This is a genomic window from Pseudomonas sp. CJQ_9 (assembly GCF_043106615.1).
GTDB lineage: Bacteria > Pseudomonadota > Gammaproteobacteria > Pseudomonadales > Pseudomonadaceae > Aquipseudomonas > Aquipseudomonas juntendi.
In genome coordinates this window covers 1-15,101 of the sequence record NZ_JBICMS010000068.1, presented here as the reverse complement: position 1 = coordinate 15,101, position 15,101 = coordinate 1, and the positions used below count along the sequence as shown (strand labels likewise).

General features: G+C 62.0%; 11 protein-coding genes and 1 pseudogene. 2 read left to right on the top strand and 10 right to left on the bottom strand.

What is annotated here, in order from left to right:
* Window positions 1-23: 23 nt before the first annotated feature.
* The 7 genes from ACF8SD_RS11880 to ACF8SD_RS11850 all read right to left on the bottom strand — a co-directional run bounded on the left by ACF8SD_RS11880 (window position 24) and on the right by ACF8SD_RS11850 (window position 8,336).
* Window positions 24-917, bottom strand: coding sequence for an ABC transporter permease subunit (locus ACF8SD_RS11880; RefSeq protein WP_054905162.1), 894 nt, complete (start codon window positions 915-917; stop codon window positions 24-26).
* Complete coding sequence (locus ACF8SD_RS11875; RefSeq protein ID WP_110679973.1) at window positions 914-1,834, bottom strand: ABC transporter permease subunit; 921 nt, start codon at window positions 1,832-1,834, stop codon at window positions 914-916. The genes ACF8SD_RS11880 and ACF8SD_RS11875 overlap by 4 nt, the downstream gene beginning before the upstream one ends.
* The gene (potA, locus tag ACF8SD_RS11870; RefSeq protein ID WP_009681715.1) at window positions 1,831-2,973 is read right to left on the bottom strand and encodes a polyamine ABC transporter ATP-binding protein; all 1,143 of its coding nucleotides are present in this window, start codon (window positions 2,971-2,973) and stop codon (window positions 1,831-1,833) included. Before potA ends, ACF8SD_RS11875 begins: the two co-directional genes overlap by 4 nt.
* Window positions 2,974-3,044: 71 nt before the next feature.
* On the bottom strand, window positions 3,045-4,139 hold the full coding sequence (locus ACF8SD_RS11865; RefSeq protein ID WP_110679972.1) for a polyamine ABC transporter substrate-binding protein: 1,095 nt from the start codon (window positions 4,137-4,139) through the stop codon (window positions 3,045-3,047).
* Between the two features lie 159 nt (window positions 4,140-4,298).
* A complete protein-coding gene (locus tag ACF8SD_RS11860; protein ID WP_392484535.1) occupies window positions 4,299-5,396 on the bottom strand; it encodes a polyamine ABC transporter substrate-binding protein in 1,098 nt (365 codons plus the stop codon).
* Between the two features lie 171 nt (window positions 5,397-5,567).
* Window positions 5,568-6,929 (bottom strand): aspartate aminotransferase family protein, encoded by a 1,362-nt coding sequence (locus ACF8SD_RS11855; protein WP_392484534.1) that lies wholly within the window; start codon window positions 6,927-6,929, stop codon window positions 5,568-5,570.
* Between the two features lie 48 nt (window positions 6,930-6,977).
* Complete coding sequence (locus ACF8SD_RS11850; RefSeq protein ID WP_009681719.1) at window positions 6,978-8,336, bottom strand: glutamine synthetase family protein; 1,359 nt, start codon at window positions 8,334-8,336, stop codon at window positions 6,978-6,980.
* Window positions 8,337-8,910: 574 nt separating this feature from the next.
* On the opposite strand from ACF8SD_RS11850, the gene ACF8SD_RS11845 reads away from it, so the two are divergent.
* On the top strand, window positions 8,911-10,287 hold the full coding sequence (locus ACF8SD_RS11845; RefSeq protein ID WP_009681720.1) for a glutamine synthetase family protein: 1,377 nt from the start codon (window positions 8,911-8,913) through the stop codon (window positions 10,285-10,287).
* Window positions 10,288-10,448: 161 nt separating this feature from the next.
* Here the strand turns inward: ACF8SD_RS11845 and ACF8SD_RS11840 are convergent.
* From ACF8SD_RS11840 to argE, 3 genes and pseudogenes are all read right to left on the bottom strand, one after another.
* Window positions 10,449-10,589 (bottom strand): annotated as a pseudogene (locus ACF8SD_RS11840) (amino-acid N-acetyltransferase); the annotation flags it as partial.
* A 269-nt stretch (window positions 10,590-10,858) separates the two neighbouring features.
* Complete coding sequence (argA, locus tag ACF8SD_RS11835) at window positions 10,859-12,157, bottom strand: amino-acid N-acetyltransferase (RefSeq protein ID WP_173891496.1); 1,299 nt, start codon at window positions 12,155-12,157, stop codon at window positions 10,859-10,861.
* 124 nt (window positions 12,158-12,281) lie between these two features.
* The gene (gene argE / locus ACF8SD_RS11830; protein WP_392484533.1) at window positions 12,282-13,424 is read right to left on the bottom strand and encodes an acetylornithine deacetylase; all 1,143 of its coding nucleotides are present in this window, start codon (window positions 13,422-13,424) and stop codon (window positions 12,282-12,284) included.
* A 230-nt stretch (window positions 13,425-13,654) separates the two neighbouring features.
* Between argE and ACF8SD_RS11825 the strand changes: the two genes are divergently transcribed.
* Window positions 13,655-15,022 carry a CYTH domain-containing protein gene (locus ACF8SD_RS11825; protein WP_392484532.1) on the top strand — a complete coding sequence of 456 codons (1,368 nt, stop codon included), beginning with the start codon at window positions 13,655-13,657 and terminating at the stop codon, window positions 15,020-15,022.
* Window positions 15,023-15,101 lie beyond the last annotated feature (79 nt).

Below are 15,101 nucleotides of genomic sequence, written 5' to 3'. Positions count from 1 at the left end.
GGCAAGCCCGCGAAAGGGCCGGATCAGGCCGAAGCCGCCACCTGCGTCGGCCGCTTGACCTGCGGCTGTGAAGCGTTCGCTGCTGCCCCCTCTTCGATCGCCTGCTGAATCGCCCGGCGGCGGTTCTCTTCGGCACGGCGGCTGAAGAACCAGACAAAGAAGGTCACCAGCGACACCGACAGCAGTATCAGGCTGGCCACGGCGTTGATCTCGGGTTTCACACCCAGGCGCACCGCCGAGAACACCTCCATCGGCAAGGTGGTCGAGCCAGGCCCGGAAACGAAGCTGGCCAATACCAGGTCGTCCAGCGACAGGGCGAACGACATCATGCCGCCCGCCGCCAGCGATGGCGCGATCATCGGGATGGTGATCAGGAAGAACACCTTCCACGGCTTGGCACCCAGGTCCATCGCCGCTTCCTCGATCGACAAGTCCAGCTCACGCAGGCGCGCCGATACCACCACCGCCACATACGCGGCGCAGAACGTGGTATGGGCGATCCAGATGGTGACGATGCCGCGCTCCTGCGGCCAGCCGATCATTTGCGCCATGGCCACGAACAGCAGCAACAGCGACAGGCCAGTGATCACCTCGGGCATCACCAACGGTGCGGTGACCAGGCCGCCGAACAGCGTGCGGCCCTTGAAGCGGGTGACGCGGGTCAGCACGAACGCGGCCAGGGTACCCAGCGCCACCGCTGCCACCGCCGTGTAGCAGGCAATTTCCAGCGAGCGCATCACCGAACCCATCAGTTGGGTGTTGTCGAGCAGGCCGACATACCACTTCACCGACCAGCCGCCCCACACCGTCACCAGCTTGGAGGCGTTGAACGAGTAGATCACCAGGATCAGCATCGGCAGGTAGATGAACAGCAAGCCCAGCACCAGCATCAGCTTGGAGAAACTGAAGCGTTTCATGCGCGGCCCTCCATCTCTTTGGCCTGGCTACGGTTGAACAGCAGGATGGGCACGATCAGGATCGCCAGCATCACTACCGCCAGGGCAGAAGCCACCGGCCAGTCACGGTTGTTGAAGAACTCTTGCCACAGCACCTTGCCGATCATCAGGGTTTCCGGGCCGCCGAGCAGCTCGGGGATGACGAACTCGCCCACCACCGGGATGAACACCAGCATGCAGCCGGCGATGATGCCGTTCTTCGACAGCGGCACGGTGATCTTCCAGAAGCTGTTGAAGGTACTCGAACCCAGGTCCGAAGCGGCCTCCAGCAGCGACGGGTCGTGCTTTACCAGGTTGGCGAACAGCGGCAGGATCATGAACGGCAGGTACGAATAGACCACGCCGATGTACACCGCCAGGTTGGTGTTGAGGATCTGCAACGGCTGGTCGATCAGCCCCGTCCACATCAGGAAGCCATTGAGCAGCCCGTTGTTGCTGAGAATGCCCATCCACGCGTAGACGCGGATCAGGATCGCCGTCCAGGTCGGCATCATGATCAGCAACAGCAGGACCGTCTGGGTTTCCTTCTTGGCGTTGGCAATGGCGTAGGCCATCGGGTAGCCGATCAGCAGGCACAGCAGGGTGCTGAAGAACGCCATTTTCAGCGAACCCAGGTAAGCGGAAATATACAGCTCATCCTCGGTCAACAAGCCGTAGTTGGCCAGGTTCAGGACCAGCTGGATCTTGTCTTCGACGTAGGTGTAGATCTCGGTGTAGGGCGGGATCGCCACGTCGGCTTCGGCGAAGCTGATCTTCAGCACGATGAAGAACGGCAGCATGAAGAACAGGAACAGCCAGATGAACGGCACGCCGATCACCAGGTGCCGCCCCTGCGGGGTTATGCGCTGGAAGGCTCGCTTGAGCTTGCGCAGTTTCATGACCGCAGTACCACGCCGCTGTCGTCTTCCCACCACACATACACTTCATCGCCCCAGGTCGGCCGCGCGCCCTGGCGCTCGGCGTTGGCGACGAACGACTGGACCACCTTGCCGCTGGGCAGCTCGACGTAGAACACCGAGTGGCCACCCAGGTAGGCGATATCGTGCACCTTGCCACGCGACCAGTTGTGCTCGAACTCCGGCTGCTTGGTGGTCACCAGCAGTTTCTCCGGGCGCAGGGCATAGGTGATGTGCTTGTCTTCCACCGAGGTGGTGATGCCGTGGCCAACGTAGATCTTGCGCTCCAGTTCCGGGCTGGCAATGATCGCGTAGCCCTCGGCGTCGTCGACCACATCGCCTTCGAACAGGTTGACGTTGCCGATGAACTCGCACACCAGGCGGCTGGTAGGCGTTTCGTAGATATCGACCGGCGAGCCGATCTGGGCAATCCAGCCCAGGTGCATGATGGCGATGCGCTGAGCCATGGTCATGGCCTCTTCCTGGTCGTGGGTCACCATCACGCAGGTCACCCCCACGCGCTCGATGATCTCGACCAGTTCCAGCTGCATCTGCGAGCGCAGTTTCTTGTCCAGCGCGCCCATAGGCTCGTCAAGCAGCAGCAGCTTAGGGCGCTTGGCCAGCGAGCGGGCCAGCGCCACGCGCTGGCGCTGGCCGCCAGACAGCTGGTGCGGCTTGCGCTTGGCGTACTGGGTCATGTGCACCAGCTTGAGCATCTCGGCCACGCGGGCGTCGATCTCGGCCTTGGGCATTTTGTCCTGCTGCAGGCCGAACGCGATGTTCTGCGCCACGCTCATGTGCGGGAACAAGGCGTACGACTGGAACATCATGTTGATCGGCCGCTCGTACGGCGGCATGTCGGTGATGTCGACGCCATCGAGGTAGATCCGCCCTTCGGTCGGGCGTTCGAAGCCTGCCAGCATGCGCAGCAAGGTGGACTTGCCGGAACCGGAGCCACCGAGCAGGGCGAAGATCTCGCCCTTGCGGATTTCCAGGGACACATCGTCCACGGCTACGGTTTCGTCGAATTTTTTCGTGACCCGGTCGATCTTGACCAGCACCTGCTTGGGTTGCTGGCCACCCTCGAGGGCTTTTTTATAGGCACCGGAGGCAACTGCCATGAGTGAAACTCCCAACAAGATTTTTGTGCCCGCGCGGCCTGCCTGGCAGGCGCCGGCGCGGGTCTGGATTGTTACTTGCCCGACTTGACCTTGGTCCAGCTGCGGGTCATCAGCCGTTGCACCTTGGGTGGCAACTCTGAATTGACGAACATCTTGTCCAGCACTTCCTGCGGTGGGTAAACCGCGGCGTCAGTCCTCACGGCCTGGTCCATCAGGTCGCCAGCCTTGGGGTTCGGGTTGGCGTAACCGACGTAATCACTGACCTGGGCGATAACCTCAGGTTTCAGCAAATAGTTGATGAAGGCGTGCGCCTCTTTGACGTTCCTGGCGTCCTTGGGAATCGCCAGTACATCGAACCAGAGGTTGCCGCCTTCCTTGGGGATGGCGTAAGCCAGGTTCACGCCCTTTTTCGCTTCTTCAGCGCGGGCCTTGGCCTGGAACACATCACCCGAGAAGCCCGCCGCGACGCAGATGTCGCCATTGGCCAGGTCGGTGATGTACTTGGACGAATGGAAGTAGGTCACGTAAGGGCGCACGGCCAGCAGCTTCTGCTCGGCCTTGGCGTAATCCTTGGGGTTGGTACTGTTGGGGTTCAGGCCCATGTAGTTAAGCACCGCCGGGAGCATTTCGTCCGCCGAGTCGAGGAAGGCTACCCCGCACTTGGACAGCTTCTTCATGTTCTCGGGCTCGAACAACACGGCCCACGAGTCGATGGTGTCCACGCCTAGCGCGGCTTTCACCTTGTCGACGTTGTAGCCGATGCCGTTGGTGCCCCACAGGTAAGGCACCGCGTACTGGTTGCCCGGGTCGTTCTTTTCCAGGCGCTTCATCAGCGCCGGGTCCAGGTTCGAATAGTTGGGCAGCAGGCTTTTGTCGAGCTTCTGGAACGCGCCCGCCTTGATCTGCTTGCCGAGGAAATGGTTGGACGGCACCACCACGTCATAGCCGGTATTACCGGCCAGCAGCTTGCCTTCCAGGGTTTCGTTGGAGTCGAACACATCCTGCACGGGCTTGATGCCCGTGGCTTTCTCGAAGTCCGCGAGTGTGGTCGGGCCGATGTAGTCGGACCAGTTATAGAAGTGCACCGTTGGCGCCGCTTGGACGCTGCATGCCAGCGTCAGGCCCGCGCCGGCCAGCAAGGCCTTGCGGAATACAGAAATAGACAAGTGGGTGGTCCTCACAATCAGTGCCTGGGTAGCGACAATGCTGCCGCACACGCAAAACCGGCGCGCAACTTACCTTCGCAGCTTCGATGCCGCAATGAACAATTGCCTTTCAAAGCCTCTGGGCCGGCATTTACCGGCCCGGAGGTACTGCCACCGGGCTTATTTGCCCGATTTGATCTTGGTCCAGCTGCGGGTGATCACACGCTGTACCGAAGCATCAGGCGCAGCGATCGCGTACAGCTGCTTCTTCACTTCGGCAGGCGGGTAGATGCTCGGGTCGCTGGTGATGTCTTTGTCGACTAACGGGGTCGCGGCCTCGTTACCGTTCGGGAAGCGCACGGCGTTGGTGATTTCAGCCATGATTTCCGGCTGCATCAGGAAGTTCATGAACTGGTAGGCAGCGTCTTTATGCTCGGCATCCTTGGGGATGGCGACCATGTCGTAGAAGGTACCGGCGCCTTCTTTCGGAATCACGTAGTCCACTTTGACCTTGTCGCCGGCTTCATGGGCACGGGCCTTGGACTGCTCCAGGTCACCCGAGTAGCCAACGGCCACGCAGATGTTGCCGTTGGCCATGTCGCCAATGTACTTGGACGAGTGGAAGTAGGTGATCGAAGGGCGGATCTTGAGGAACAGGTCCTCGGCGGCCTTCAGGTCATCTTTCTTGGTGCTGTCGGTCGGCAGGCCCAGGTAGTGCAGCGCGGCCGGCAGCATTTCGGTCGGCGCGTCGAGGAAGCTCACACCGCAGCTTTTGAGCTTGGCGATGTTCTCTGGCTTGAACACCACGTCCCAGGAGTCGATCTTGTCCACACCCAGCGCGGCCTTGACCTTCTCCGGGTTGTAGCCGATGCCGATCGAGCCCCACATGTACGGGAAGGCGTGCTTGTTGTCCTTGTCACTGGCATCGCCCACGGCCTTGAGCAGGTCGGTGTCGAGGTTTTTCCAGTTCGGCAGCTTGGAGCGGTCCAGCTCTTCGTACACACCAGCCTTGATCTGCTTGGCCAGGAAGTTGTTGGACGGCACCACGATGTCGTAGCCCGACTTGCCAGCCAGCAGCTTGGCCTCGAGGGTTTCGTTGCTGTCGAAGACGTCGTACTTGACCTTGATGCCTGTCTGCTTTTCGAACTTGGCGATGGTGTCCGGAGCGATGTAGTCCGACCAGTTGTAGACGTTCAACACCTTGTCTTCAGCCTGAACAGCGGAGGCCATGGCGCCCATCAGGGCGGCGGCCAGCAACGTCTTGCCCATTTTCTTCATGCGTAATGCTCCAGAATTTTTTTGTTTAGCCTTCCGTTCAGCTGCCAGAACCCACGGTGCAGAGCGTGCGGCGACTGAAACAGTCGCTAGTCTGGCAAGTTACCGGGCCCTGTATCAAGGAAAGCAGGGCCTGGTAACGACTTAATGTCACTTCGCTAGCCTAGCAAACGCTCACCGAATCGCTTCGAGTGTCAGGTCCAGGCATTTGCGCGCCTTTTCCACCAGCTCATCAATCTCTGCATGGCTGATCACCAGCGGCGGCGCGATGATCATGGTGTCACCCACGGCGCGCATGATCAGGCCGTTTTCGAAGCAGAAGTTGCGGCAGATCATGCCCACACCCTTGCCTTCGTAACGGCTGCGGGTGGCCTTGTCCTTCACCAGCTCGATCGCGCCAAGCAGGCCCAGGCCGCGTACCTCGCCCACCAGCGGGTGGTCCTGCAGCTCACGCAAACGCTTTTGCAAATACGGTGCCGCTTCCATGCGCGCCTTCTCGACGATGTGCTCGTCGCGCAGGATGCGCAGGTTTTCCAGGCCTACGGCGGCGGCCACCGGGTGGCCCGAATAGGTGAAGCCGTGGTTGAAGTCACCCCCTTCGCTGATGACCTTGGCCACGGTGTCCCGCACGATCACCCCGCCCATGGGGATGTACCCGGAGGTCAGGCCCTTGGCGATGGTCATCAGGTCGGGCTGCAGCCCGTAGTAGTCGGAACCGAACCACTCGCCGGTCCGGCCAAAACCGCAGATCACTTCGTCGGCGACGAACAGGATGTCGTAACGGGCCAGAATCTCCTTCACCTTCGGCCAGTAGGTCTCAGGCGGGATGATCACGCCGCCGGCCCCCTGGATGGGCTCGGCGATGAACGCGGCAACGTTGTCCTCGCCGACCTCCAGAATTTTCTGCTCCAGCTGTTCGGCAGCCCACACCCCGAATTCGTCCGCCGTCATGTCGCCGCCTTCGCCGAACCAGTACGGCTGCGGGATGTGCACGATGCCCGGAATCGGCAGGCCACCCTGCTCGTGCATGCCGCTCATGCCACCCAGGCTCGCGCCGGCGACGGTCGAACCGTGGTAACCGTTGATGCGGCTGATGATGGTCTGCTTCTGCGGCTTGCCCTGCAGCGCCCAGTAATGGCGAACCATACGCAGCACCGTGTCGTTGCCCTCGGAGCCGGAGCCGGTGAAGAACACATGGGTCATGCCTTGCGGCGCCACCTCGGTGATCGCCTTGGCCAGCTCCAGCGCCGGCGGGTGGGCGGTCTGGAAGAACAGGTTGTAGTACGGCAGTTCACGCATCTGCTTCTCTGCCGCCTGCACCAGCTCTTCGCGGCCATAGCCCACGGCCACGCACCACAGGCCGGCCATGCCATCGAGAATCTTGTGCCCCTCGCTGTCCCACAAATGCACACCCTGGGCCATGGTGATGATGCGTGGCCCCTTCTCTTTCAGCTGCTTGTAGTCGCTGAAAGGTGCCAGGTGATGCTCCCCGCTCAGGGCTTGCCATTCACGGGTTTGCGGGTTGTTGACGCTCATGGGCTTCTCCGTAGTTCGGCCGCCGCGCACCTGCGGCGCCAGGGTTGATCAGACAGCAAACAGCAGGAACTCACGCTCCCAGGAGCTGATTACACGTTTGAAGTTCTCGTGCTCGGCGCGCTTGGTGGCGACATAGCCGGTAATGAATTTCTTGCCCAGGTACTGCACCAGCGCGCGGCTGTTCTCCATGCGCTCCAGGGCATCTTCGATGGTCAGCGGCAGGCGCAGGTTGCGCCGTTCGTAACCGCGGCCCTGCACCGGCGCACTGGCTTCGATACCTTCGACCATGCCGATGTAGCCACACAGCAGGCTGGCGGCGATGGCCAGGTAGGGGTTGGCGTCAGCGCCCGGCAGGCGGTTCTCGACCCGGCGGCTCTGCGGGCCGGCATCCGGTACACGCAAACCGACGGTGCGGTTTTCTTCGCCCCATTCCACGTTGACCGGCGCCGATGTGTCGGGCAGGAAGCGGCGGAAGGAATTGACGTTGGGGGCGAACAGCGGCAGCGCCTCGGGGATGAACTTCTGCAAGCCGCCAATGTGGTGCAGGAACAGTTCACTCATGCTGCCGTCTGCATTGCTGAAGATGTTCTTGCCCGTGGCCACGTCGACCACGCTCTGGTGCAGGTGCATGGCACTGCCCGGCTCGCCGGTCATCGGCTTGGCCATGAAGGTGGCCGCCACGTTGTGCTTGAGCGCTGCTTCGCGCATGGTGCGCTTGAACACCAGGATCTGGTCGGCCAGGTGCAGGGCGTCGCCATGACGGAAGTTGATTTCCATCTGCGCCGTGCCGTCTTCGTGGATCAGCGTGTCGAGGTCCAGTTGCTGCAGCTCGCACCAGTCGTACACGTCTTCGAACAACGGGTCGAATTCGTTCGCCGCTTCGATCGAGAACGACTGTCGGCCGGTTTCCGGGCGACCGGAACGGCCTACCGGCGGTTGCAGCGGGAAGTCCGGGTCTTCACTGCGCTTGGTGAGGTAAAACTCCATTTCCGGCGCGACGATCGGCTGCCAGCCCTTGTCGGCGTAGAGCTTGAGTACTTTCTTCAGCACGTTGCGCGGCGACAGTTCGACCGGGTTGCCCTTCTTGTCGTAGGTGTCGTGGATCACCTGCGCGGTGGGCTCGATGGCCCACGGCACGAGGAACACGGCGTTCTCGTCAGGGCGGCAGATCATGTCGATATCCGCCGGGTCGAGCAATTCGTAATAGATGTCGTCGTCGACGTAGTCGCCGGTCACGGTCTGCAGCAGCACACTCTCGGGCAGGCGCATGCCCTTTTCGGCGATGAATTTGTTGGTAGGCGAAATCTTGCCGCGCGTGATGCCGGTCAGGTCACTGATCATGCATTCGACTTCGGTGATCTTGTGCTCTTTCAACCAATCGGTGAGCTGGTCGAGGTTGTTACTCATAAATACCTCAGGAGGTAAGGTGGTCCGCGACTTGATTCTGGATGGAGAAGATTGCTAAAGCAAAAACCCCCGCGCAGAGCCACAGTGGATACACTGAAATCAGCTGTATCCGAAATGAGTTCAAAAGGCAGGAAGATGAAACGAAGGGCGGCAAGCCGCTGCGAGGGCAGGTCCGGGAACGCCAAACGTCAATTATTGCGGCCAGGGCGGCAGCAACAGCGACGCAGCTTGCATGAACGGCGGAGATACCCGATGGCACTGCGCACGCAGTGCTTTCAGGTCGCGGCAAGCGGACCATGTGACCCTCGTATTATTGTGTTCTGGGTTGAGACCGAGCTTAGCCTTGTTCATTTTTTTACACAACACCCGCGTAAAAAATAAAACACGGCACGCTTGAGATAGCTCTTTACCGCGGAAATAGCGGATAATGCCATGCCCCGATTTGCAGCAAATCTGCCGTAGATGGGCCATTTCAGGGCATCATGGGGTTGGCTTGACATCAGTATGGCTTTTCGGTTGACTGGTCTTGCAAGCCCCCCTTGATTGATATTTTTAACAACAAAGGTGTTGCATCATGTCGGTACCCCCGCGTGCCGTTCAGCTTAACGAAGCGAACGCGTTCCTTAAGGAACATCCTGAGGTTCTCTACGTTGACCTTCTGATTGCAGATATGAATGGTGTGGTGCGCGGCAAGCGCATAGAGCGCACCAGCCTCCACAAGGTTTACGAGAAAGGCATCAACTTGCCGGCCTCCCTCTTCGCCCTCGACATCAACGGTTCCACCGTCGAAAGCACTGGCCTGGGCCTGGATATCGGCGATGCCGACCGCATCTGCTATCCGATCCCAGACACACTCTGTAACGAACCGTGGCAAAAGCGCCCCACTGCCCAGCTGCTGATGACCATGCACGAGCTGGAAGGCGAGCCGTTCTTCGCCGACCCGCGCGAAGTGCTGCGCCAGGTGGTGAGCAAGTTCACCGACATGGGCCTGACCATCTGCGCCGCGTTCGAGCTGGAGTTCTACCTGATCGACCAGGAGAACGTGAACGGCCGCCCACAGCCACCGCGCTCGCCAATCTCGGGCAAACGCCCGCAGTCGACCCAGGTGTACCTGATCGACGACCTCGACGAATATGCCGACTGCCTGCAGGACATCCTCGAAGGCGCAAAGGAACAAGGCATCCCGGCCGACGCCATCGTCAAGGAAAGCGCCCCGGCGCAGTTCGAAGTCAACCTGCACCACGTGCCAGACCCGCTCAAGGCCTGCGACTACGCGGTACTGCTCAAGCGCTTGATCAAGAACATTGCGTACGACCATGAAATGGACACCACCTTCATGGCCAAGCCCTACCCGGGCCAGGCGGGCAACGGCCTGCATGTACACATTTCCGTGCTGGACAAAGATGGCAACAACATCTTCACCAGCGAGGATCCCGAGCAGAACGCCGCGCTACGTCACGCTGTCGGCGGTGTGCTCGAGACCCTGCCAGCGTCCATGGCGTTCCTCTGCCCGAACGTCAACTCCTACCGCCGTTTCGGTGCGCAGTTCTACGTACCGAACGCGCCAAGCTGGGGCCTGGACAACCGTACCGTGGCGTTGCGCGTACCGACCGGCTCGGCCGATGCCGTGCGCATCGAGCACCGCGTGGCCGGGGCCGACGCCAACCCGTACCTGATGATGGCTGCCGTGCTGGCGGGCGTGCACCACGGCCTGACCAACCAGATCGAGCCTGGCGCGCCGATCGAAGGCAACTCGTACGAGCAACTTGAGCAGAGCTTGCCGAACAACCTGCGCGATGCCCTGCGTGAGCTGGACGACAGCGAGATTCTGAACAAGTACATCGATCCGAAGTACATCGACATCTTCGTCGCGTGCAAGGAGAGCGAGCTGGAGGAGTTTGAACACTCGATCTCCGACCTCGAGTACAACTGGTACCTGCATACCGTGTAAACAAAACGCCGCCGCCAAGATGTTCTGTAACACGCTGAGATTGCCGGGGCCGCTTTGCGGCCCTATCGCCGGCAAGCCAGCTCCCACAGGTACTGCACAACCTTCAGGGCTGGCGCTTTCCCTGTGGGAGCCGGCTTGCCGGCGATAGGGCCGGTACAGGTTTACAAAGACTTCTCGAAAATCTTCGAATTACGCTGGTAGTTGTACAGCGAAGCCCGCGCTGCCGGCAGCCGCTCCACGCCACTCGGCGCAAAGCCACGTTCGCGAAACCAGTGCGCAGTACGAGTAGTAAGCACGAACAGGCGATGATCATGCCTTCGCGCTCGACCACACTGAATACAACTGGCACCTGCATACCGTGTAAACAAAACGCCGCCCCCATTGCGGGAGCGGCCTTTTGTCGCGAAAAAGGTGCGAAGCGCCCCCAATATGTTCTGTAACACGCTGAGATTGCCGGGGCCGCTTTGCGGCCCTATCGCCGGCAAGCCAGCTCCCACAGGTACTGCACAACCTTCAGGGCTGGCGCTTTCCCTGTGGGAGTCGGCTTGCCGGCGATAGGGCCGGTACAGGTTTACAAAGACTTCTCGAAAATCTTCGAATTACGCTGGTAGTTGTACAGCGAAGCCCGCGCTGCCGGCAGACGCTCCACGCCACTCGGCGCAAAGCCACGTTCGCGGAACCAGTGCGCAGTACGAGTAGTAAGCACGAACAGGGTAGTCAAGCCCATTTGCCGCGCACGGCTCTCGATGCGCTCCAGCAATTCGTCGCCCCGCCCACCATGGCGGTACTCCGGGTTGACCGCCAGGCACGCCAGCTCGCCGGCCTCGGAATCAGCAATCGGGTACAGCGCCGCACAGGCGATGATCATACCTTCGCGCTCGACCACACTGAATTGCTCGATCTCACGTTCCAGCACCTCGCGCGAGCGACGCACCAGGATGCCCTGCTCTTCCAGCGGGCTGATCAGGTCGAGCAAGCCACCGACGTCTTCGATGGTCGCCTCGCGCACCACCTCGAACTGCTCCTGCGACACCAGCGTGCCACCCCCGCCGCGGGTGAACAGCTCGGTCAGCAGGGCGCCGTCTTCGGCATAACTGACGATGTGGCTGCGCGCCACACCGCCTTTGCAGGCTTCAGCCGCAGCATCCAGCAACTCGCCCTGATAATCGCTGCCCAGCCGCTGCAGGTGCGGGGCCACCTGTTGTGGGCGCAGCTCGCGTATCAGCTTGCCGTCTGCGTCCAGCAAACCTGGCTCGGCGCCGAACAGCAGCAGCTTGTCGGCACCCAGGTCGATGGCCGCGCGGGTAGCGACGTCCTCGCAGGCCAGGTTGAAGATCTCACCGGTGGGTGAGTAGCCCAAAGGCGACAACAGCACGATGGAGCGCTCGTCGAGCAGGCGGCTGATGCCCTTGCGGTCGACCCGGCGCACTTCGCCGGTGTGGTGGTAGTCCACCCCTTCGAGCACACCGATCGGCCGTGCGGTGACCAGGTTGCCGGACGCCACGCGCAGGCGCGAGCCCTGCATCGGCGAGGCCGCGATGTCCATCGACAGGCGCGCCTCGATGGCCAGGCGCAGGGCGCCGACAGCGTCGATCACGCAGTCCAGGGTGGCGGCATCGGTGATGCGCAGGCCGCGGTGGTAATGCGGCGTCAGGCCGCGCTCAGCCAGACGGCTTTCGATCTGCGGGCGCGAGCCGTGCACCAGTACCAGGCGCACGCCAAGGCTGTGCAGCAGCACCAGGTCGTGGACGATATTGCCGAAGTTGGGGTGCTCTACCCCATCGCCAGGCAGCATGACCACGAAGGTGCAGTCGCGATGGGCATTGATGTACGGGGAGGCATGACGCAGCCAGTTGACGTAATCGGGCATGACAGGGCCTGTGAATAAGTGGACGGAGAACGGCGATACACGGGGCGTTCAGGATCATCGTCGGAACAGGCTTGCGGTCACGCGCGGTCTCCTCTAGGCAGGAACGAATCAGTACGATTGACGTTTAGTGCAGGCAATAGTGCCGGATCAGGTCACGCAATAGACGCACGGTAGGCTCGATTCGTGACATTTCAAGGTATTCGCCGGGCTGGTGGGCGCAGGCGATGTCGCCGGGGCCCAACACGATAGTCTGGCAACCCAGCTGCTGAAGATAAGGTGCTTCGGTGCCGAACGCCACCGCTTCGGCGCGATGGCCGGTCAGGCGTTCGGCTACCTGCACCAGCTCGGCGTCGGCCGCCTGCTCGAACGGCGGCACCTCCGGGAACAGCGGTGCGTAGTCGATACGGACCTCGTGGCGCTCGGCCAGCGGCTGCAGTTTCTCGCGGATGGCCGCCCGCAACTGCTCGGCATCCATGCCCGGCAAAGGCCTAAGGTCGAACTCCAGTGCGCACTGGCCGCAGATACGGTTTGGGTTGTCGCCGCCGTGGATGCAGCCAAAGTTCATGGTCGGGGTGGGCACGCTGAACTGTGGGTTGCGGTAGGTTTGCTGCCATTGCTGGCGCAGGCCCATCAGCTCGCCCATGACCGCGTGCATGGCCTCCATGGCGCTGTGGCCCAGGCTTGGGTCCGAGGAATGGCCGCTGCGCCCCAGGATATCGATGCGCTCCATGAGGATGCCCTTGTGCATGCGGATCGGCCGCAGCCCGGTCGGTTCGCCGATCACCGCCGCTCGCCCCAACGGCTGGCCAGCCTCGGCCAGGGCGCGGGCACCAGACATGGAGCTTTCTTCATCACAGGTGGCCAGGATCAGCAGGGGCTGCTTGAAATCGTGCTGCAGCAGCGGAATGACGGCTTCGATGATCAGGGCAAAGAAGCCTTTCATGTCGCAACTGCCCAGGCCAATCCAGCGTCCATCGGTCTCTGTCAGCTTCAGCGGGTCACTGCGCCACAGTTGTTCGTCGTAGGGCACGGTGTCGCTGTGCCCCGCCAGCACCAGGCCGCCCGGGCCTGTGCCGCGGCTGGCCAGTAGGTTGAACTTGCCGGGGCTGACCTGCTGGATATCGCATTTGAAGCCAAGGTCGCCCAGCCAGCCGGCCAGCAGGTCGATGACCTGACGGTTGGACTGGTCCAGCGCCGGCTGGGTGCAACTGACCGAAGGCGCGGCGATCAAGGCGGCAAACTGGTCTTTCAGCGTCGGCAACGGCATGCGCGTACTCCTCGGAAGCGTTGCCCATCATAGCAATGCCATTCGTTCGCAGGGCAACCGTGTGGGCTTCTTCGCGGGCTTGCCCGCTCCCACAGGGATTTCAATGCCTTCAAGGGCTGCGCTTTGCCTGTGGGAGCGGGCGAGCCCGCGAAGAAGCCACCACGACCCAACAGATCACAGCCGACTGCTGTAAACTCCTTGCCAACCACGCCCCCTCCTTCGAGTCTGTGATGCACAAAGAAACCGAACTCAAGCTCCGCGCCAGCCGCGAGACCCTTGCCGCCCTGCGCGAGCACCCTCTGCTGAAAAAGCGCAACAAGTCCGGCTGGCAGACCCGCGAACTGACCAACCAGTACTTCGACACCCCCGAGCGAGAGCTGTCCGCCGCACGCGTGGCCCTGCGCCTGCGCCGCGATGGCGATGTGGTCATCCAGACCCTCAAGTGCCGCGGCCAGAGCGTAGCGGGCCTGTCGGAGCGCAATGAGTACGAGTGGAACCTGGACAAGCCCAAGCTGGACCTGAAAAAGCTCGATGCCACCTGCTGGCCCGAACAACTGGCCGGCCTGGACAAAAAGACCATCAAGCCACTGTTCACCACGGACTTCACCCGCGAGTTCGCCGAAATCGCCTGGGGCCGTGGCAAAAGCAAGGTGGTGATCGAGGCCGCGCTGGACCAAGGCTTCGTGGTCGCCGGCAAGCGCAAGGAAGCCATCTGCGAGCTGGAACTGGAGCTGCGCGAAGGTGAGCCGCAGGCACTGCTGGAACTGGCCGCCGAGCTGGCCGCCAGCCTGCCGTTGATGCCGTGCGACATCAGCAAGGCCGAGCGCGGCTATCGCCTGCTGGAGCCAGACAGCTATGAGCTGGGCCTGCCAGGTGCCGAGCTGGACGCGGAAATGGCCGTTGACGACGCCTACGCCGCCCTGGCCTGGCAACTGCTGGGCAGCAGCCAGCGCCTGGCCGAGCAGTACCGCCACAATGGCCACTGGCGCCTGTTGCAGGACTGGGTCGAGTGCCTGAGCGAACTGCGCGCGTTGACCGCCAGCCTGGGCCAGGCCGCACCGCGTGCCGCTACCCGTGAACTGCGCAGCAGCCTCGACGCCCTGCTGGAAGACTGGCGCCCGCTGGTGCAGGCCGGTAACGACGACGAAGACATCCGCCGCGCCGCGCCCGAGCAGTTTGCCGAAGAGCTGGAAGACGTGCGCTGGGGCCAGTTCTCGCTGGAAACCTCACGCTGGCTGCTGGCCCGCGCCTGGACGGTAGAACGCAAGGGCCGTGGCGAACGCCAGGGCAAGGCGCAGCTGGCCAGCTGGATGGGCCATTTGCTGGGTGAAGAAGGCCGTGCACTGAAGCTGCCGCTGTACACCCAGCGCCCCGAAGACCTGGCTGAGCAACTGCCGCGCATCGAACAACTGCTGGCCTGGCTGCACCACGCCCGCCAGGTGCTGGAAGCACCGCAGATGGACCGCCTGTATGGCGACCTGAAGAAGCTGCATGAGCTGGCCGAACTGCCGATCAGCGATGAAGTGCTGGAAGCACGCATCGACCAGGCACGGGCAGTTGACCAAAGCCGTGGCTGGAAGCACCTGCTCAAGGCCTGATACGGCCCTGTAGGAGCGGCCTTGCGTCGCGAAAGGGGTGCGAAGCGCCCCCGGGATCTGCGCTTCAAGCAGATACTGC